The organism is Sporichthya polymorpha DSM 43042, from assembly GCF_000384115.1.
Classification (GTDB): Bacteria; Actinomycetota; Actinomycetes; order Sporichthyales; family Sporichthyaceae; genus Sporichthya; species Sporichthya polymorpha.
This window is the reverse complement of the sequence record NZ_KB913029.1, coordinates 308,446-326,949: the sequence shown is the minus strand read 5'-3', so window position 1 is coordinate 326,949 and position 18,504 is coordinate 308,446. Positions and strand designations below refer to the sequence as shown.

Below are 18,504 nucleotides of genomic sequence, written 5' to 3'. Positions count from 1 at the left end.
GTGCCGAGCGCTCGTCGGTCCGCCTGATCCGTATTGGTAAGTAGGACCTGTTGGCTCCCTCCTGGCGCCGTGCCGAGTTCCCGCCGGCCCGGTCCAGGACTTTCGCCCGACATGATGATCGTCCGGCCAGCCAGTCAGCGGCTCCTGCCGTTCCCAACGGCTGTTCCTGGGGACCGGGGCGCACAGTTGGGGTACCTCCCCCTTGCGTCCGGCAGATTATTGCAAACAGTTATCTCATTGCTCTAGGGTAGACGCGTGCGTCCATAGTTCCCCGCGCGCGGCGAGCGCGCTCTCGGGTGACGCCGTGAAGTCCAAAGGAGGACCGGAATGACCGCTCTCGATGAGTCCGAGCCGACGGCGCCCCTTCCGTTCGAGATGCCGGAGGCGATGCGCCGTTTCGACGTGCACGACCCGGCGATCGCAGACGATCCCTATCCTTTGTACGAGGAGTTTCGGGCCAAGTGCCCCCTCGGGCGGGCGGAGGGCCATGGCGGCTACTGGGTGCTGTCGCGCTACGAGGATGTTCGGTTCGCCTACGACAACCCGGAGATCTTCTCGTCGAACCCGAATGCCATCCCGGAGAACCTGGGACAGGACCGGCCGATGATCCCGCTGGAGATCGACCCGCCGGACCATGCGTACTACCGGCGCATTCTTGCGCCCCTGTTCGGTCCCGGGCGTATCAACCCCCTCGAAGGGCAGCTGCGGGCATTGGTCACCGAACTGATCGACGCCTTCATCGAGAGGGGATCGTGCGAATTCGTGGCGGAGTTGGCGAATCCGTTCCCCACCCGAGCCTTCCTCACCCTGATGGGGTGGCCGTTGGAGGACGCTCCCACGTTCCTGAAGTGGACCGACGACATCATTCGCGGCGTCCCGGGTGACCCCGAGGCATCGACGGCGCTCCGCGAGGAGGCGGGCCTAGCGCTGTACACGTACTTCGCGGAGATCGTGGATGCTCGCACCGAACATCGGGGCGATGACCTCGTCAGCGCACTGCTCGACGCGCGCTTCGCAGGGGAGCGTGAACTCTCGCAGTTCGAGGTTCTCGACATCGTTTTCCTGCTCCTGATCGCGGGGTTGGATACGACCAAGAGCGTGCTGTCCAACGGGATCGCCTGGCTGGCCGAACATCCCGACGAGCGGCAGAAGCTCATCGACGACCCCAGCGCGATCCCGTTGGCCGTCGAAGAACTCATGCGGTGGGAATCGCCGATCGCTCCTGGCCGGCGCATCACGCGTGACGTCGAGATGCACGGTGTCACCCTGCGTGAGGGCGACCGAGTGATGTTGCTCTGTGGGGCCACCGGACGCGACTCGGCGGAGTTCGAGGACGCGAACACCGTCATCCTCGATCGCGACCCCAACCGGCACCTCGCGTTCGGAGCCGGGGCACATCGGTGCCTGGGCTCGCACTTGGCCCGACTGGAGCTACGGATCGTCTTCGAGGAGATTCACCGGCGGATGCCGGATTACCGCGTCTCCGAGGGATCCAAGATCGTGCGCCATCTGGGACATGTCCGCGGCGTCGACACCCTGCCGTTGACCTTCACGCCCGGCGCCCGATGATCCGTCCACCCCAGCGGGGCAAGGGCCCCAGCGAGCACCGCTCTACCGAGGGGAACGATTGTTCGATGGCACTGCGCCACTCGACCACGGCCGTGGAGCCGGCGTGAGTCTGTCAATGCGCTCCGATGCGGAGCACAACGTCAGTTCGTTCGTGCTCGCGGAGGAGATCGACCCCAACAGCCCGTGCGTGACCTGCGAGGGCGTCACGCTCTCGCGCGGCGAGGTTCGGGAGCGCGCCCAGCGGTTTCGTGAACGGCTCGAGTCGTGTCGGATTCGTCCAGGCGACCTCGTCGCCGTTCACCTGCCGAACGGGCTGGAGGTGGTTTCCGTCATTCTCGGCGCCTGGTCGGCGGGCGTCGCGATCGCCCCGGTCAACACGGCGCTCGGAATGAAGGACCGCGACAAGGCTCTGCGTGTGCTCGATCCGGCGGCGGTGATCACTGCACCCGATCACGCGGAGGGCATCGCCGCGGTACTTCCGGACGCAGTCGTGATCGCGGCGGGCACCTGGGCCACCTATGGTCGCGCGGAACGCAGCGATGACGCGACGACGGCGCCGGCAGGGACTGCGTTGGTGCTCCACACCTCCGGCACCAGCGGTGCGCCCAAGGCGGTGCTGCTCTCGCATGAGGCACTGACGGGTGCGCTGGAGTCTGTCCTGCGCATGCTGGGGGCGCGGGCGTCACAAGGCGGCGGGGGTGCACCGAATCTGGTGGCGTTTCCGCTGGCCCATGTGGCCGGCCTATACAACGTCCTCCTTGCTTTCCGCAACGGCCGCGAGGTCATCCTCATGCCGCGTTTCGCGGTGGAGTCGTTCGTCCGCATTGTCAAGGAACGGACGATCCGATCGGTGGTACTCAACCCCACCATGATCCAGATGGTGCTGGATGCGGAGGTTCCGGCCGAGGACCTCGCGGATCTCCGATTCGTCAGGAGCGGCTCGGCACCCCTCCCCGCGAGGGTTGCGCGTCGGTTCTTCGAGGCCTACGGCATTGCTGTCCTGAACGCGTATGGTCAGACCGAGACTGCGGGCGAGGTGATCGGCTGGAACGCCGCCGACCTCAAGGCTTTCGGATCGACGAAGGTCGGATCCGTCGGCCGTCCCCACCCCGGAGTCGCCGTGCTGTTCATCGATGAGAACTTGACGCCCGTGCCTGCAGGCGACGTGGGTGAGCTGTGTGTGCGCACACCCTTCGGCATGACGGGTTACCTCGCGGGGACAGCGGACGAGAAGTACCTCGAGGGGGGTTACCTTCGCACTGGCGACCTCGGGTACCTCGACGACGACGGTTTCGTCTGGCTGGTGGGACGCCGGACCGATGTCATCGTCTGCGGCGGCTTCAAGATCCTGCCTGAGGAGGTGGAGGACACGCTGCGCGAACATCCGAGCGTCCTCGATGTAATGGTCGCCGGGCTGCCGGACGATCGCCTCGGCGAGGCGCCCCATGCGTTCGTCGTTCCAACCAACGACGCGGCCGCCGAGGCGACCGACGCCCTCGAACAAACGTTGATCACGCACGTTCGTTCTCAACTCTCGCACTACAAGGCTCCCCGGGCCGTTCACTTGGTCCCCGAACTGCCCCGCAATGTCAGTGGCAAAGTGATGCGTGCCGAAGCAACACGCCTGTTGCCGTCTCCCTCGTTCGACTCAGGAAGCGAGCTGTCGTGACTGACCCCGTGCTGTACAGCAAGGACCCCAAGACACACATCGCGCGCCTGACGTTCAATCGTCCGGACAAGCTCAACGCGCTGACGATGCACATGTACGACCTCATGTGCGAGTACCTGAACGACGCGGCCGAGGACGACGACATCAAGGTCATCATCCTCAAGGGCAACGGCGGTGCCTTCTCGTCCGGACAGGACATGAACGAGGTCTACGAGTGGTACAACACGCCAGGCGACGACCGGCGGCCCAGCCAGCGGCGGCGTCTCACCGTCGACCGTAAGACCTTCGGTCAGTATCACGAGCTGCTGTTCCACAACAAAGTGACGATTGCTCAGGTCGAAGGTTTCGCTCTGGGTGGTGGCTTTGAGTTCCTCATGAGCTGTGACCTGACGGTCGTGGCGGAGGGCACGAAGGTCGGGATGCCGGCTACGCGCTTTCTCGGGCCGGTGCTCGGAAACCTTCACTTGTTCTTCTACCGGTTGGGGCCGGTACTCGCGAAGGATCTTCTTCTCACGGGGCGTATCGCGCTCTCGGATGAGTTGGCGCCCCACGGATGCTTCACACGTTTTGTCGCGCCCAGCGAACTCGAGTCGGCAACTGAGGAACTGGCTGCGACCGTTGCGCGCATGCCAGCGGATGGCATTGTCATCGCGAAGGAGTGCTACCGCTTGGTCGAAGAGAGCATGGGCCTCGGTTTGTCCGAGATCTGTAGCTCTCTGCTCCACGCCTATGGCACCAATTTGCGGTTCGAGAAGGACGAGTTCAACTTCGTCCGGACCCGGGCACAGAACGGGGTCACCAAGGCCTTCGACCTCCGCGACGAGTTCTTCGCCGGCAAGTCTTCGTCCTAACACCCCCAGCTTTGGGGGAGTCTTCAGATCCGGGAAGGGAACGACATGGTGCAATTCGGAACGGTGCAGGTGTACGAAGCGATGGCGGAGCTGCTCAACGCGGATCCCGAGTGGGCCGACAAGGGCAAGAACATCACCTACACCATGGTGTTCGAGTACCGGGCGCCGGTCGACAAAGCGTTCCTGGTGCGGTTCGACGCGGGCAAGGTCATGGATGTTCGTGAGTTGGCCTCTCCGGACGCCGAACCGGCCGATTTCGTCATCTCCGGCGATCCCGAGACGTGGCGCGCGGTTCTCGAAAAGCGCACCAGTCCGACCGCCGCGATGACCCGGGGTCAGCTCAAGGTGCAGGGGAAGATGTCGGTCCTGTTGAAGAACATGTCGGCGTTCAGTCACATCCTCGACTCGATGACGAAGATCGAGTTCAGCTGACTGCCCGCTGCGGGCGCCGGCGGTTGACGTGGGAGGAGTGCGTGGCATGCATCAGGAACTGATGTACATCGACGGCGAGTGGAGCCCCTCAACCACCGGCCGATGGCGCGAGGTTCGCAATCCTTCGACCGGCAACGTTATCGCGGAGGTCGCGGACGGCGGCGCCCAGGACGCAGACCGGGCAGTGGCCGCCGCCCGGCGGGCTTTCGATCATGGCCCGTGGCCGCGTCTGCGTCCGGAGCAACGGCGCGACACCCTGCTCCGGCTGGCGGAGGCACTGTCCGCGCGCACCGACATCTTTATCAGGCTGGTCACCGAGGATGCCGGGTGCCCAGTTCGCCTGACCGAGATGATGCAGGTCGGAACACCAATCGGCCAACTGCAGGACTTCGCGGAGCAAGCCCTGCTGCTCCGACCCACTGGGAACACCATCGACCACGCACCGACCTTCGGCATCAGCGAAGTGCATCGGGAGCCGATCGGCGTGTGCGTCGGTTTCACCCCTTACAACTTTCCCTTGTTCATGAACATCTGGAAGCTGGCGCCGGCTGTGGCGATGGGTAACACCGTTGTGCTCAAGCCGTCGCCGCTGACCCCACGAGCCGCCGGTGAACTGGCGCGGGCGTGCGAGGAAGCCGGCTTTCCGCCCGGGGTCGTGAACATCGTGCATGGTGATATCGAGGTCGGCGAACGGCTCGTCGAACACCCGGATGTCAACAAGATTTCCTTCACGGGAAGTACGGCGGTCGGAAAGCTCGTGATGGCCAAGGCGGCGGACACCGTCAAACGCGTCACGCTCGAGCTCGGGGGCAAGTCGCCGAGCATCATGCTTCCTGATGCCGACGCCGAGATGGTGGTGCGAGGGACGCTGTTCGGTTCGATGGTCCACGCCGGCCAGGGGTGCGTGTGCACGACCCGGATGCTGGTGCCGTCGGCGCGGTACGACGAGGTCGTGGATCTGCTCCGGGAGCGGGCGTCGGTCATCCAGGTTGGGCCGGCGGACGACTATGCCTCCGACATCGGCCCGGTGATCAGTCGGGCCCAGTTGGAGAAGATCGAAGCGTTCGTCGCCTCCGCGTTGGAGGAAGGCGCCAAGATCCTGGTGGGCGGCCGTCGGGTCGAAGGCCTCGGCGGCGGGTACTACTACGAGCCCACCGTGCTGGTCGACGTCCGCAACGACATGCGCGTCGCCCAGGAGGAGATCTTCGGGCCGGTGCTGTCGGTCATCCGCTACGACACTGTCGCGGATGCGGTGGCGATCGCGAACGACAGCATCTACGGACTTGGGGCAGTCGTATGGGGCACCAACGTCCGGGCGGCGCGTGACGTCGCGGCGCGGATTTCCGCCGGGACGGTTTGGGTGAACGACTTCGGAGCGGTGTCCTCCAAGGGGCCCTTCGGTGGCTTCAAGCAGAGCGGGATCGGGCGCGAGCTGTCCGCCGAAGCGGCCCTGGAATACACCGAACCCAAGCACATCTACACCGTGCTCGACCAGGAGCTCGAGCAGCGGCCGTACGGACTCGTGGGAATGGAGTGGGAATGACGCGCCCAAAGGTCATCGACGCCTGGATCCAGCCGTGGACCAAAGAGGTGGTCGAGGGGCTGCCCGACCGGGCTCTCCACGTTTTCAAGCAGTATGGGCAGGCTTCACGACTGCAGGACGGGATTTCGCTCGAGGTCATGATGGAGGAGATGGACGCCGCACAGGTGGACATCTCGCTGATCTCGGGCGGGCCCATGGTGCCCATGCATCTGGTGCTGGAGGCAATGGAACGTTGGCCGGACCGGTTGCGTGCCGTGGTGTGGACAGACCCCACCCAGACGTCCATCGTGCGAGCCCTCGCGGACTTGGAGGCCTTGGTCCGCAACTACCCGGTGTGCGGTTTCAAGATGGAGGCGTTCGCACTCTGGCGTGACCCGACCGATCGCGTCTTCTACCCGCTGTACGCCAAGTGCGCGGAACTGGGCATCGCGCTGCAGACGCAGGTCGGCGGCACGGGACCGCTGTATCCGTCGCGGACCGGGCAGCCGCTGTTGATCGATGAGATCGCGCTCGACTTCCCCGAGCTGAAAATCGTGTGCGGGCACGTCGGCAGCCCGTGGGTGGACGAGATGATCCACGTGGCTTGGAAGCACCCGAACGTCTTCATCGACACCTCGGCCCGCCTGCCGAAGTACTTCGAGCCGGCGTTCACGAAGTTCCTCACCTCTTTCGGTCAGGACAAGTGCATCTACGCCAGTGACTGGCCAGTGCTCGACTTCCAGCGCCCGCTCGGGCAGGTCGACTCGCTCGGCCTGTCGCCCGAGGTCCGCGAGAAGTTCCTCGTGTCCAACGCCATCACGGCGTTCGGCCTCGATGACCTGCGCGCCTGAGTGAGTTGACCTTGTCTCCCGCTCGCACTCGCGACGGCCCCACTTTGGAGATTGCCATGGACCTCTCTCTCGAGGACTACCAGGACCTGACGGTCAAGACGTTCCGGGACTTCTTCGCCCGGCATGCGACCCCGAATCGCGTGCGGGAGACCGAGGGGTCGGGACACGACGCCGACTTGTGGAAGAAGTTCACGGACCTGGGTGGCGCGACCCTGTCGGTATCCGAGCCCGGCGGGGGCGGAGGCAATCTGCTCGACGCGGCCCTCGTCGGGATCGAAGCAGGTCGAAGTGTCGCACCCATCCCCTACGCCGAGGCTGTCGCGGCTCTCCGGCTGGCGGACGCGGCCGGCCTCAGCCTCGGCGACTTCGCGCTCGGCGATGAGCCGGTCGTGGTGGCCACGGCGTCACCGGGGGGAGCGTTCAGCGGCGGTCGCCTCACAGCCCCCGCGCCGTACGCCCGGGGTGGTTCCGTGGCCGTCGCCGCTCTCGTGGCCATCGGTGAGGAACTGGCGCTGATCGATTTTCGCGCGCCTGAGGTGACGGTCCAGCCCCTGGCCAACGTCGGCCGCCTGTCGTTGGGCCGCGTCGAATGTGCGGCGGCGCCGGTACTGTGGAGTCGGCCGGATGCCGCTGCCCTGGTCCGCCGCTCCGTGCATGAGCTCCGGCTGCTCCGCGCGGCTGAGCTGGTGGGCGCGGGGCGTCAGGCGCTGGCACTGACCCTGGAGCACCTCCAGACCAGGCACCAGTTCGGGCGGCCGATCGGCAGCTTCCAGGCGATTCAGCACCGGATGGTCGACCGGCTCACTGCCGTGGACGCCGCCGAACTGCTCGTCCTGCGCGCTGCGTCGTACGACGCCGAACAGGACGCGGACCAGCTGCGTTACTACTCGGCGCTCGCGCTCCTGCAGAGCGCGGAGGCGGCTGAACTGGCGGCGAAAGAAGGCCTGCAGTTCTTCGGCGGTTACGGATTCACCCTCGAGTACGACATTCACCTGTTCCTCCGTTTCGCGAAGGCGCTCTCGATCCTGGCGAAGGATCCCGATCTGGTCGATGACTCGCTGCCGCTCCGTATCCAGTCCCCGTCGAAGGAACGCTGATGGACTTCCGCAATAGTGCTCAGGACTCGGGGTTCACGGCCGAGGTCCGGGCGTTCTTCGAGTCGCACGTCACCCCCGAGATCACCGCCCGCGTCGACCAGGACGGAACCCTGCACGACGCCGGCCTGCACGAGGCGATCGCGGCACGGCGGTGGATCGGCGCGGCCTGGCCGGCCGACGTCGGCGGGCTCGGCATGGATGCCGCCGAGTTCTCCGCCTTCTGGGAGATCGCGCAGTACTGCCGCGCACCGATCGACGGCCAGTTGGTGACCGAGATGGTCGGTCTGACGATCGCGCGGCTGGGAACCGAAGAGCTGAAGCAGGCGATCCTGCCCCGCGTGATCTCGGGAGAGGTGCTCATCTCCCTCGGCTACACCGAGCCGGATTCCGGTTCGGATGTCGCTGCTGCCAAGACGACGGCGGTCCCCGTCGACGGCGGTTACCTGATCAACGGCGCGAAGATGTTCACCACTCTCGCGCACGTCGCGGACTATGTTTTCCTGTTGGCGCGAACGGATCCGACCGTGAGCAAGCACCGCGGGCTCACGATGTTCCTCGTGCCGACCGACGTCGAGGGATTCGAGGTCCGAGCGGTCGACACCTTCGGCGGCGAGCGCACCAACGCCACGTTCTACGACAACGTCTTCGTGCCGGACCGCCTGCGGGTCGGTGCTGAGAACGACGGCTGGGCCGTCGTCATGACCGCCCTCGACGTCGAACGCGCTTCGATCCGGGGGTATGTCGGCCAGGCCCGCCGTCTGCTCGACGACCTGTTGGAAGCACTCCAGGAAGATCCGGGACGACTGGAATCGTCGGCGACCCGGCACGCTCTCTCGGCGGTCAACACGAAGATTGAGGCGGCCGCGGCGCTGGCCGACCGCGTCTTCTGCATCATCGCGAAGGGTGAGATCCCGAATACCGAGGCCGCGATGTTCAAGCTTTTCGTCACCGACGTCTTCAAGGACCTCTCGCACCTGGCGCTTGACCTGGTCGGGCCGGCAGCTCTGCTCACCGGCGCAGATGGGTCCGCTCCGGTGAGCGGCCACCTCGAGCACTCGTTCCGCCATGCCCAGATCGCCACGATCTACGGCGGGAGCAACGAGATCCAGCGCAACATCATCGCGGGCCGTGCCCTGAGATTGCCGGTGGCGTGACGTGAATCGAACTCCCTGCGCGATCGTCGGCGTCGGTCTCAGCGAGTACGGGCGTGAGACCGGCAAGACCAGCTTGCGGCTGCACTACGACGCGGCGGCAGCGGCGCTGGGCGACGCGGGGCTGACCTTCGCCGACGTCGATGGCCTGTTCAGCTGCGCGATCACGGGCTCTCTGCACGGCAATCTGCTGCCCGAGTATCTGGGGATCTCGCCGAGGTACGTCGACTCGACGTCGTTGGGCGGCGGGACGTGGGAGTCCTTCGTCGAGCACGCGTGCGCCGCGATCTCCGCGGGCCTGTGCGAGGTGGCGTTACTGGTCTACGGCAGCGCCCAGCGGACCGAGTTCGGATCCAAGCTCGGAACAGGCCTCCGGGTAGCGGCGTCCGGTCCGGCGCAGTACTACTCGCCGCATGGCATCACGGTCGTCGGCGCCTACGCCATGGCTGCTCAGCGCTACATGGCGCAGTACGGCGTGACTTCGGAGCAGCTGGCCGAGGTCGCGGTGACGATGCGGCGCAACGCCGGACGCAACCCCGGCGCGATGTATCGGGATCCGATCACCGTCGACGACGTGTTGTCGTCCCGCCTGATCGCGGATCCGCTCCACATGCTCGATTGCTGTGTCGTGACCGACGGCGGCGGCGCGGTCGTGATCACCAGCGCGGCGCGAGCTCGTGATCTCGCCGCCACGCCCGTCCACGTCAAGGGCGCCGCAAGCGCGTTCTCGCACGACTCGATCGTGGCGATGGACGACATGACCTATCTGGCCCCGGCTGCGCGGGCGTCCGACCGGGCGCTCGAGATGGCCGGCCTTCAGATCGCGGACATCGACCTGCTCCAGGTCTACGACTCCTACACCATCACGGTCCTGTTGACGCTGGAGGCACTCGGCCTGTGCAAGCCCGGCGAGGCCGGTGACTTCGTCGCCGGCGGTCGCCTCGGGTACGACGGCTCTCTCCCGACCAACACCGACGGAGGCGGATTGTCGTCCAACCACCCGGGCATGCGTGGCATCTTCCTCCTGATCGAAGCGGTTCTGCAGCTACGCCGGACGGCTGGGCCGTGGCAGGTCGAACGGCCGTTGACCACCGCCCTGTGCAACGGCACGGGTGGGCAACTCTCGGCGTGCTCCGCGGTCGTCCTGAGTGTGGAGGCCTGACGTGGCAGACGTGAAGCGAGTGCTCCCGGCAGTCGATGCCGAATCGCGGGAGTTCTGGGAGGCGGCGGCCCGGGGCGAGTTCGCCTACAAGCGGTGTGTCTCATGCGGGCGGGCGCACTGGTACCCGCGTCCGCACTGTCCCTACTGTCATGCGGACGGAACCACGTGGGAAAGCACCGCGGGCGGCGGGACCGTGTACACGTTCACCGTGATCCGCCAGAACTCGTCGTCGGCGTTCCGCGACTGGGTGCCGTACGCCATGGGCATGGTCGACCTCGACGGCGGTCCCCGCGTGTTCGCGCGGTTCGTTGGTGACATCAGCGGCCTGGCTGTCGGCAGTCGGGTTGAGGTGTCACACGAGCGGGTCGGCGACGTCGATGTCCCAGTGTTCGTGACCGCGGCCGAGGTTCCCTGATGAGTGGGGTCGCGCTCACCACCGAGCAGGAGCAGTTGCGCGCCTCCTTTCGCGACTTCGTCGACGATCGTGTCGTGCCCGTCGCACGCGACATCGACAGCAACAACACCTGGCCGTCGGATTTGTGGCACGACATTCGCAAGCTCGGGGTCACTGGCGTGGCCTTTCCCCCTGAGGTCGACGGTGACGGCGGTTCGTTCCTCGACTTCGTTCTGATGATCGAGGAACTCGCACGAGGATCCGCTGCGGTGGCGCTGCTGCCGGCCATGAACGTGCTGGTCGCCTCCGCGCTCATGGCGCACGGCAGCAGGAGCCTCCAGGAGCGTTACGTCCCTCGCCTGGTGCGAGGAGAGATCAAGGCCTGCTGGGCATTCACCGAACCGGCGACCGGCTCCGACCCGACCGCGATCACCACATGCGCCGAGAAGAACGGCGACGAGTGGGTGATCACCGGGGGCAAGACCTTCATCAGCCATTCCAGCGTCGCCGACATCGCCGTGGTGTTCTGCCGCACGGGAGAACGGTTGACGGCCATCGTCGTCGAAACCGACCAGGCGGGATACCAGGCCGGCCCACGCTGCGACCTTCTTGGCCTTCGTGGGGCGGACACAGGAGAAGTGTGGCTGCAGGCGGCCACCGCGCCGCTGGACAACACGGTGGGCGATGTCGGTGACGGCATGGCCGTCCTCGTCGCGGTTGAGTCCGAAGCGAAGGTCCGCGGTGCGGCGATGTGCGTCGGCATGGCACGGGCAGCGCTGGACGCCAGCCTGACCTATGGACTCCAGCGCGAGCATCGCGGCGTGCCGATCGCGAAGAAGTTCCCCACGGTGCAAGCGCTGATTGCCGACGTTCACGCCCAGGTCGAGAGCGCGCGGTGGCTGACGTATCGCGTCGCGTCGATGCGGGACAGTTCCCTGGATCCGGCCGCGGACAGCGATTTTGTCTGCATGGCCGCCACCGCCAAGCTCGTCGCATCACAGGCCGGAGTGCGCGCCGCTTCGCAGGCGATGCAGGTGCACGGTGCGTACGGATACGTGAACGAGTCCGCCATCTCCCGGATCTATCGGGACGTCAAAGCCTACGAGATGATCCAAGGAACCGTGGAGATCCAACGGGTCATCGTGGCCCGCGAGTTGCTGCGTAGAACGCGGATTGCGTGAGCCTTAGCGATGGACTGGTCGAACCGGGAGAAGCACATGGCGTTCAAACCGCCCAGGAGTAACTATTCGCAGGCGTCGGGTCCGGCCCAGCAGGCGTCGACAGGTGAAGGTCCGATCTCACGCACCGTCAGGTCGCTGGGAATCGTCGGCATGATCGGCTGGGTGCTCGTGGGGATCGGCCTCCTGCTCCTGAGCATCGGGTACTTCCGTGTCAGCGGTAACCCGGACCCGTCCTTCCAACTGCGGGTCATGTCGGCGGAGACCGCCAGCGGACTCTGTCTCACGGCAATCGGTGGGATCCTCGTCGTCTCCACCCACTACCAGAGGTTCGTGCGCGAGTACCGCGCCTACCGGGCCGAACGTGCGGGAGCACCTGCGTCCCCTGACTTGTGGACCTCAGCGCGCGGCGCGCCCGGGAACACCGGAAGGGTTGCCGGCTCCGCCCAGGCCACGCGACGTCGGAGCGGGCGATGACCACGCGGTCCGAGGTGACCACGGCCCAGCACGACGGGTACGTCACGCTGACTCTCAACGCACCCGAGCGCCGAAACGCCTTGACCATCCCCATGGTGCAGGAACTCACGGCCGCGATCGGGTCTGCGGCCCAGGACCCGGTAAATCATGCTGTCGTGCTCACGGGGGCGGGAACGGTGTTCTGCTCAGGTGCGGACCGGAACATGATCTCGGAGCTCACCGAGCTTGCGCCTGAGGCGATCGCAACCCGGGTGTATGGCCACTTTCAGGGACTTGTTCGCGCGATCGTTGATGCCGAGGTTCCCATTGTGGCCGCGGTCAACGGCGCGGCGCTCGGAGCGGGCTGCGATCTCGCCTTGGCCTGCGACTGCCGACTTGTCACGCCGGGAGCCAGATTCGAGGAGACCTGGATCAGGCTCGGACTGCTGCCCGGCATGGGCGCGATGTCACTGCTGGCCCCTCTGGTCGGGCTGGGAACTGCACGAAACATGCTGTACCGCGCAGAGTCGATCGACGGAACACGTGCGTACGAACTCGGGCTGGCGGAAGCGGTGACCGAAGCGGAGTCGCTGGAGGAGTTGGTGGGTCAGTGGATCACTCCGCTCACGACCGCGCCACGCAGCGCGCTCTCGTCCCTCAAGCGGGGCACCCGCCGCGCAACGTTACGTTTCCTTGAGGACGACCTGGATTTCGTTAGCAGCCGGCAGGGGATGCGCATCGCGTCCGACGACGTCCGATCGCGCCTGGCCTCGCTGGTGACGTCGGGGGTCGGCCGATGAAGGGCGTCCTCCCGGCCATCACTCCCGAGACGCAGCCCTTCTGGGACGGCGCCGCCCGCGGCGAGTTGGTGATCGAGCGTTGCGCGTCATGCGGTCACAACGTGTTTCCCGCCCGTGGAGTGTGCGCCCGTTGCCAGGGCCGGGACATGCGAGCCGTGGTTGTCGACGCACCGGGGCGGATCTACAGCTACACCGTGAATGAGAACCCGTGGTTTCCCGGTATGGAGGTGCCGTTCGTGCTCGTCCTGGTCGAGTTCCCGGACGTCCCGGGCATTCGCGTCGTCGGTCGTCTCCGGGCGCCGGACCTTGGCGCCGTGCACATCGGAGCAACGGTCGGCGTCGGTTTCGAACCCGGTCCGGGCGAGCTGTCGATTCCGAGTTTCGTCCTGGACGCCGCGTGACTCGCCGACTGCCGGAGCGAGACGCCGTCCTGTCGGGCGTTGGGCAGTCCGCCATCGGTCGTCAGCTGCCCCAGTCGCCGCTTTCGCTCACCATCGACGCGATCCAGGCCGCGGTTCGAGACGCCGGCCTCACGATGGATGACATCGACGGCCTCGCCACCTACCCGGGTATGACACTCAACTTCGCCCCGGGTTTCGTCGGACCGGATGTGTACGACGTGCAGGACGCGCTCGGGTTGAAACTCGGGTGGCATCACGGCACACCCCAGGGCGCGGCACAGATCGCGCCCCTCATCCATGCCGTGTTGGCCGTGTCCGCCGGACTGTGTCGTCACGCAGTGGTCTTCCGAACCGTCACGGAGTCGAGCGGGCAGGCCGCGGGACCCCGGGCTGGGCTCGGGGCCAAACTCAACGAGGTTGAGGGCCCGATGTCGATGCTGCTCGCCGTGGGGGCCGTGTCCGCCGCCAACTGGGCGGCGTTTCACGCCGCCCGCCACATGCACGAGTACGGGACGACCCGCGAGCAGCTAGGGGCCATTGCGATCACCGCGCGCATGCACGCGGCATCGAATCCCGACGCGATCTTCACCAAGCCACTGTCGATGGACGACTACCTCAACGCTCGACTCATCTCGACGCCGTTGGGCCTGTTCGACTGCGACATCCCGATCGACGCCTGCACCGCGGTCGTCGTCTCATCGGCGGACACCACGTCAGATCTTCGGGCGCCGGTGCGGATCGAAGCGATGGGGACGGCGATGCGCCATCGCCCCCTGTGGGAGCAGTGGGAGGACCTGACCACCATGGCGGCCCACGATGTCGCGGCCCAAATGTGGGGCCGGACCGACCTGCGGCCCGCGGACGTCGATGTCGCTCAGCTTTACGACGGTTTCACGGTGTTCACGCTGCTCTGGCTCGAAGCGATGGGCTTCTGCGGACACGGTGAGGCCGGTGCCTTCATCGGCGATGGCAGCTCGTTGACCCTGGGCGGAGCGCTTCCCTGGAACACCTATGGCGGGCAACTCTCGGCCGGCCGCTTGCACGGCTACGGCTATGTCGTCGAGGCCATCCGGCAACTACGCGGCGAGGGCCTCGGAGTGCAGGTTCCTGATTCTGAGGTCGCTGCCGTCGGGATTGGGGGAGGCACCGTGGCCGGATGCCTCCTACTCACTCGTTGATTTGCTCTGGCCGCCAGGCGAAATCACATTCCAACTGGGAGATGAGAGATGCCTTCACGTGACGATCGCGCTCAGTCTCGCCAGTCGTACGAGCTCGGTGAGGTGTCCGAGGCTATGCGCCGATGGGATATGGACGATCCGAAGCACGCGCAGGATCCCTACCCGTTGTACGGGAAGTTCCGCCAGGAATGTCCGCTCGGATGGGCCGAAGGGCACGGCGGCTACTGGGTGCTCTCCCGCTACGACGACATCCGTTTCGTCTACGACAATCCCGAGATCTTCTCGTCGCATCCGAACGGGATCCCGGCGAACCTGGGCCAGGACCGGCCGATGATCCCGTTGGAGATCGATCCGCCGGACCATGCCTACTACCGGCGCATCCTGGCGCCGCTGTTCGGCCCGGGCCGGATCAACCCCCTGGAGGACCAGCTGCGAGCGTTGGTCACCGAGTTGATCGACGACTTCATCGAGAAGGGTTCGTGCGAATTCGTCGCGGAGTTGGCCAACCCGTTCCCCACGCGGGCGTTCCTATCGCTGATGGGATGGCCCTTGGAAGACGCCCCGATGTTCCTGCAATGGGCCGACGACATCATCCGCGGCGTGCCCGGCGATCCCGAGGCTTCGATGGCCCGTCGTGCAGAGTCCGGACTGGCGCTCTATACCTACTTTGCCGAGATCGTGGACACGCGGACCGAACAACGGGGCGACGACCTCGTGAGTGCGCTCCTTGACGCCAGCTTTGCCGGAGAGCGGAAGCTGTCGCAGTTCGAGGTCCTCGACATCGTCTTCCTACTGCTGATCGCCGGTCTGGACACCACCAAGAGCGTCCTATCCAACGGCATCGCCTGGCTGGCCGAACACCCCGAGGAGCGGCAGAAGCTTATCGACGACCCGAGCACGATTCCCCTGGCGATCGAAGAACTCATGCGCTGGGAGTCCCCAATTATCCCGGGGCGACGCGTCACCCGCGAGGTGGAGATGCACGGCACCACATTGCGCGAGGGGGACCGGGTCATGCTGCTCACCGGTGCGACCGGACGCGACAGCACTCAATTTGAAAACGCCGACACCGTGATCCTCGACCGCCACCCCAATCACCACCTCGCGTTCGGCGCCGGCGCGCATCGGTGCCTGGGGTCGCACCTGGCGCGACTGGAATTGCGGATCGTGTTCGAGGAGATCCACCGGCGGATGCCGGACTACCGCGTTCCCGACGGCGAACAAATTGTGCGCCACCTCGGTGGGGTGCGAGGCGTGGATCATCTGCCGCTGGTCTTCACTCCAGGCACGACGTGACTCGGACCCATCAACGCTCCGGCGCACTCCTACTCCGGAGGACCGAACCGCTGGGCCGATGGTTCAGCCGAACAGTTCGACCACTCGCTTATTCCTCAAGTCGCCACCGAGTAGATGACGCCCCGCGATCTCCATGTGAGCGCGCCAGTGCTCCTCAGCGCCGCGGTCGTCCTTGGCTTCCAAGAGCCTCAGCATCTTCCGGTAACTGCGGAGCGTCGGAAGGAAGAGGTCGCTTTGCTTCGTCTCGCTGAACCCACGGGTAATGGTGATTGTCACATGCGTGGCGACGATGTCCTGAAGAACGGCGCCCTGCAATGCCAACGTCTTACTGCGCGACGCCCGCAGCAGCAAGTCGTGAAACCTGAACGTCACTTCGGCCCATACGGTGGGATCCGTCGGCACGTCAGTGCGCTCGCTGGCCTCCACCAGGTCGGCGAGCTTGTCAACGCACGCGTGCAGCTCTTTCAGATCGTCCCGTGTTCTGTTCCGAGCGGCCATGGCCGCTGCTGCAGGTTCGGTGATCATCCGTGCCTGGTACACGTCTTGGATGGTGGTCCCCTGCATCTGCAGCAGAATTCCTACGTAACGGGCTGCGACGGAGACATCGGGGCAGGTCACCTCCGCGCCGCCGCGGGAACCGCGGCGAACCACGATGAGACCTTCGGTCTCCAAGATCCGAAAAGCCTCGCGCAAGGTCGGACGGGACACGCCGAACTGGCCCATGAGCTGCAGTTCGGGAGGAAGGGTTTCGCCCCGCTTGAGGTCGCCGCGGACGATCTCACGGCGAAGCGCAAGAGCGATCAACTCCGCCGTCTTGGGTGCACGGACTTGCGTGGCGGTCCACGTGTTCGCCGCCTGTCCGCCGTTCTGGTCGTACGCGGTGCGGCGCATGTATTCGACCCTCCGAGCTTGCTCGCGGCCGAGTGTTCATTCCCGACCCGGCGCGGGCATCCTCGGCGCAATCGTTTCATTCAGCGTACCTCGTTTGCTGTATCTACGGCGTATGACGTATCCACGCGGTATCGCGTAGCCGCGCGCCGTTGTCCTCCATTCACGTGGTGCCTGGGCCTGGACCGGGGTCATCCCGCCTCGCGTCACGCTCGTGTCCACGGCTGTCACCCTCGGGAGGGATGCGGGTGAGCTCGGCTGACTCCTGCGCATTCATCCTCAGGCTCGTCCTCGGTGCGGTGATGTTGGCGCACGGCTGGAACCATTTGTTCGGCTCGGGAGGGGTGGAGGGAACCGCGCGTTGGTTCGGGTCGATGGGTCTTCGGCCGCCTCGTTTGCATGCGTGGGCCAGCGGTCTGACCGAGCTGGGGGCGGGACTGTGCCTCCTGCTCGGGGTGCTGACCTCGCTGCAGTGCGCAGCAGTGGTGGGCGTCATGACCGTGGCACTGGTAACGGCCCACCGGACAAACGGCTTCTTCGTATTCCGACCAGGTCAAGGTTGGGAATACGTAGCCGTTCTCGGAGCTACCTCGGTCGCCCTCGCAATTCTCGGGCCGGGCTCGGCGTCGGTAGATGATCGGATTGAGCTCGCCGCGAAGTTGGACGGCGGCGTGGGAGCGGCGCTGGCCGGCGGGCTCGGCGTCGGAGCGGCGGGCGTGCTTCTTGCTGCGTGCTGGCGACCCTCGCGAGAAGCGTGAGGTGCACATGACGGATTCCTCTGGCGTTGCTAGCGGAGCCGCACCCGGACGACGTCGCCGCGGAAGACCACGGCGCGAGGTCGGACGAGAGCAACTCACGGACGCAGGCCAGCTTTTGTTCGAAGAAGGTGGCCCCGATGCGGTGTCGATCGAGGCGGCGGCGGCTCACCTCCACGTCTCCCGAGCCACGCTTTATCGGGCAATACCGTCGAAAGAAGACCTGATCGAGCTCGTACTGCAGCGAGCTGCCGACGAGTTGTGCACCGCGGCGAGGTCCATCGCCCGGCGGCCGGGTTTGACCTCCCGTGAACGAGTGGAACATCTCGCTCGGATACTTGTCGATTTGTCCAGCCGCAGACCTCGTTCCGTCCTCGCACTGGTCGATAGCGAAATCGCCGCCTCAGGCGCCGAGCTCGCAAGTACGGGCCGAGGATTCGGAGCATGGCGGGACTATCAGGGCATTTGGACTCGGGCCGTGAGAGCGGCGATCAAGAGTGGCGATCTGCCAGCCGACGATCCGCGGGTGATCGCGCAGTTCATCACCAGCATGCTTATCGCTGTCGCCCGGCAGACCTTGACGTCCGGCGGCGGGGACGCCCGCAGCACGGCTGACGTAGCTCTGCGGCTCGTGCTGCGAGATCCGTGTCAGTGCTCACGTACTTCCCCAGGTTGAGCGGGTTCGCGCTCGTACAGAGATCATCTGTACACGCTTACGGCGAGCTGGCCGCCACCCAGGCTGTCGCCCGCCGGCAGCGTGGGACCACCGGTTCGCCACTCGTGGGACCACTAGTCGGAGATCCACCAGCGACGGCGTCGCTGACGGTGGAGTCGTCACCTGACCGTTCAGCGAC

Annotated in this window: 18 protein-coding genes and 1 pseudogene; 18 read left to right on the top strand and 1 reads right to left on the bottom strand. The window is 65.9% G+C overall.

Annotated elements, in window-relative coordinates; genetic code table 11:
• Nucleotides 1–375: 375 nt before the first annotated feature.
• From SPOPO_RS0101685 to SPOPO_RS0101610, 16 genes and pseudogenes are all read left to right on the top strand, one after another.
• A complete protein-coding gene (locus SPOPO_RS0101685) occupies nt 376–1,569 on the top strand; it encodes a cytochrome P450 (RefSeq protein ID WP_033385393.1) in 1,194 nt (397 codons plus the stop codon).
• Between the two features lie 103 nt (nt 1,570–1,672).
• Nucleotides 1,673–3,238: a class I adenylate-forming enzyme family protein gene (locus SPOPO_RS27005; RefSeq protein WP_156869470.1), complete on the top strand. Its 1,566-nt coding sequence runs from the start codon at nt 1,673–1,675 to the stop codon at nt 3,236–3,238.
• Nucleotides 3,235–4,089, top strand: a complete 855-nt coding sequence (locus tag SPOPO_RS0101675; RefSeq protein ID WP_019873048.1) for an enoyl-CoA hydratase/isomerase family protein — start codon at nt 3,235–3,237, stop codon at nt 4,087–4,089. Before SPOPO_RS27005 ends, SPOPO_RS0101675 begins: the two co-directional genes overlap by 4 nt.
• Nucleotides 4,090–4,134: 45 nt before the next feature.
• The gene (locus tag SPOPO_RS0101670; protein ID WP_019873047.1) at nt 4,135–4,521 is read left to right on the top strand and encodes an SCP2 sterol-binding domain-containing protein; all 387 of its coding nucleotides are present in this window, start codon (nt 4,135–4,137) and stop codon (nt 4,519–4,521) included.
• 46 nt (nt 4,522–4,567) lie between these two features.
• The gene (locus SPOPO_RS0101665) at nt 4,568–6,064 is read left to right on the top strand and encodes an aldehyde dehydrogenase family protein (RefSeq protein WP_019873046.1); all 1,497 of its coding nucleotides are present in this window, start codon (nt 4,568–4,570) and stop codon (nt 6,062–6,064) included.
• Entirely contained in the window at nt 6,061–6,894 is an 834-nt protein-coding gene (locus SPOPO_RS0101660; RefSeq protein ID WP_019873045.1) for an amidohydrolase family protein, read from the top strand. The genes SPOPO_RS0101665 and SPOPO_RS0101660 overlap by 4 nt, the downstream gene beginning before the upstream one ends.
• A gap of 56 nt (nt 6,895–6,950) precedes the next feature.
• Nucleotides 6,951–7,991, top strand: coding sequence for an acyl-CoA dehydrogenase family protein (locus SPOPO_RS0101655; RefSeq protein ID WP_019873044.1), 1,041 nt, complete (start codon nt 6,951–6,953; stop codon nt 7,989–7,991).
• A complete protein-coding gene (locus SPOPO_RS27000; protein WP_019873043.1) occupies nt 7,991–9,145 on the top strand; it encodes an acyl-CoA dehydrogenase family protein in 1,155 nt (384 codons plus the stop codon). The genes SPOPO_RS0101655 and SPOPO_RS27000 overlap by 1 nt, the downstream gene beginning before the upstream one ends.
• Before the next feature lies 1 nt (nt 9,146).
• A complete protein-coding gene (locus SPOPO_RS0101645) occupies nt 9,147–10,304 on the top strand; it encodes an acetyl-CoA acetyltransferase (protein WP_019873042.1) in 1,158 nt (385 codons plus the stop codon).
• 1 nt (nt 10,305) lies between these two features.
• A complete protein-coding gene (locus tag SPOPO_RS33430; protein WP_028984430.1) occupies nt 10,306–10,719 on the top strand; it encodes a Zn-ribbon domain-containing OB-fold protein in 414 nt (137 codons plus the stop codon).
• Nucleotides 10,719–11,879, top strand: a complete 1,161-nt coding sequence (locus SPOPO_RS0101635) for an acyl-CoA dehydrogenase family protein (RefSeq protein ID WP_019873040.1) — start codon at nt 10,719–10,721, stop codon at nt 11,877–11,879. The genes SPOPO_RS33430 and SPOPO_RS0101635 overlap by 1 nt, the downstream gene beginning before the upstream one ends.
• 470 nt (nt 11,880–12,349) lie before the next feature.
• Nucleotides 12,350–13,132, top strand: coding sequence for an enoyl-CoA hydratase/isomerase family protein (locus SPOPO_RS32160; protein WP_019873038.1), 783 nt, complete (start codon nt 12,350–12,352; stop codon nt 13,130–13,132).
• A pseudogene (locus tag SPOPO_RS36000) lies at nt 13,129–13,269 on the top strand (zinc ribbon domain-containing protein); the annotation flags it as partial. The gene SPOPO_RS32160 and the pseudogene SPOPO_RS36000, both read left to right, overlap by 4 nt.
• A gap of 9 nt (nt 13,270–13,278) precedes the next feature.
• The gene (locus SPOPO_RS35435; protein WP_245541664.1) at nt 13,279–13,533 is read left to right on the top strand and encodes a Zn-ribbon domain-containing OB-fold protein; all 255 of its coding nucleotides are present in this window, start codon (nt 13,279–13,281) and stop codon (nt 13,531–13,533) included.
• A complete protein-coding gene (locus SPOPO_RS0101615; RefSeq protein WP_019873036.1) occupies nt 13,530–14,711 on the top strand; it encodes a thiolase C-terminal domain-containing protein in 1,182 nt (393 codons plus the stop codon). The genes SPOPO_RS35435 and SPOPO_RS0101615 overlap by 4 nt, the downstream gene beginning before the upstream one ends.
• A 129-nt stretch (nt 14,712–14,840) precedes the next feature.
• Entirely contained in the window at nt 14,841–16,007 is a 1,167-nt protein-coding gene (locus SPOPO_RS0101610; protein WP_245541663.1) for a cytochrome P450, read from the top strand.
• Nucleotides 16,008–16,070: 63 nt separating this feature from the next.
• On the opposite strand, the gene SPOPO_RS0101605 is transcribed toward SPOPO_RS0101610, so the two are convergent.
• Complete coding sequence (locus SPOPO_RS0101605) at nt 16,071–16,898, bottom strand: FadR/GntR family transcriptional regulator (RefSeq protein WP_019873034.1); 828 nt, start codon at nt 16,896–16,898, stop codon at nt 16,071–16,073.
• 239 nt (nt 16,899–17,137) lie between these two features.
• Between SPOPO_RS0101605 and SPOPO_RS33425 the strand changes: the two genes are divergently transcribed.
• Together SPOPO_RS33425 and SPOPO_RS36110 are read left to right on the top strand one after the other, a co-directional pair.
• The gene (locus tag SPOPO_RS33425) at nt 17,138–17,653 is read left to right on the top strand and encodes a DoxX family membrane protein (protein WP_084670832.1); all 516 of its coding nucleotides are present in this window, start codon (nt 17,138–17,140) and stop codon (nt 17,651–17,653) included.
• 7 nt (nt 17,654–17,660) lie between these two features.
• A complete protein-coding gene (locus tag SPOPO_RS36110) occupies nt 17,661–18,326 on the top strand; it encodes a TetR/AcrR family transcriptional regulator (protein WP_156869469.1) in 666 nt (221 codons plus the stop codon).
• Nucleotides 18,327–18,504 lie beyond the last annotated feature (178 nt).

Bases quoted from the DNA above. Each gene is read 5' to 3' on its own strand.
- SPOPO_RS0101685 (WP_033385393.1), top strand. From the start codon at position 376: ATGCCGGAGGCGATGCGCCGTTTCGACGTGCACGACCCGGCGATCGCA.
- SPOPO_RS0101665 (WP_019873046.1), top strand. From the start codon at position 4,568: ATGCATCAGGAACTGATGTACATCGACGGCGAGTGGAGCCCCTCAACC.
- SPOPO_RS36110 (WP_156869469.1), top strand. From the start codon at position 17,661: ATGACGGATTCCTCTGGCGTTGCTAGCGGAGCCGCACCCGGACGACGT.
- SPOPO_RS27000 (WP_019873043.1), top strand. From the start codon at position 7,991: ATGGACTTCCGCAATAGTGCTCAGGACTCGGGGTTCACGGCCGAGGTC.
- SPOPO_RS35435 (WP_245541664.1), top strand. From the start codon at position 13,279: ATGCGAGCCGTGGTTGTCGACGCACCGGGGCGGATCTACAGCTACACC.
- SPOPO_RS0101605 (WP_019873034.1), bottom strand. From the start codon at position 16,898: ATGCGCCGCACCGCGTACGACCAGAACGGCGGACAGGCGGCGAACACG.
- SPOPO_RS0101635 (WP_019873040.1), top strand. From the start codon at position 10,719: ATGAGTGGGGTCGCGCTCACCACCGAGCAGGAGCAGTTGCGCGCCTCC.
- SPOPO_RS32160 (WP_019873038.1), top strand. From the start codon at position 12,350: ATGACCACGCGGTCCGAGGTGACCACGGCCCAGCACGACGGGTACGTC.
- SPOPO_RS0101660 (WP_019873045.1), top strand. From the start codon at position 6,061: ATGACGCGCCCAAAGGTCATCGACGCCTGGATCCAGCCGTGGACCAAA.
- SPOPO_RS33425 (WP_084670832.1), top strand. From the start codon at position 17,138: ATGCGGGTGAGCTCGGCTGACTCCTGCGCATTCATCCTCAGGCTCGTC.
- SPOPO_RS0101670 (WP_019873047.1), top strand. From the start codon at position 4,135: ATGGTGCAATTCGGAACGGTGCAGGTGTACGAAGCGATGGCGGAGCTG.
- SPOPO_RS0101610 (WP_245541663.1), top strand. From the start codon at position 14,841: ATGGACGATCCGAAGCACGCGCAGGATCCCTACCCGTTGTACGGGAAG.
- SPOPO_RS0101655 (WP_019873044.1), top strand. From the start codon at position 6,951: ATGGACCTCTCTCTCGAGGACTACCAGGACCTGACGGTCAAGACGTTC.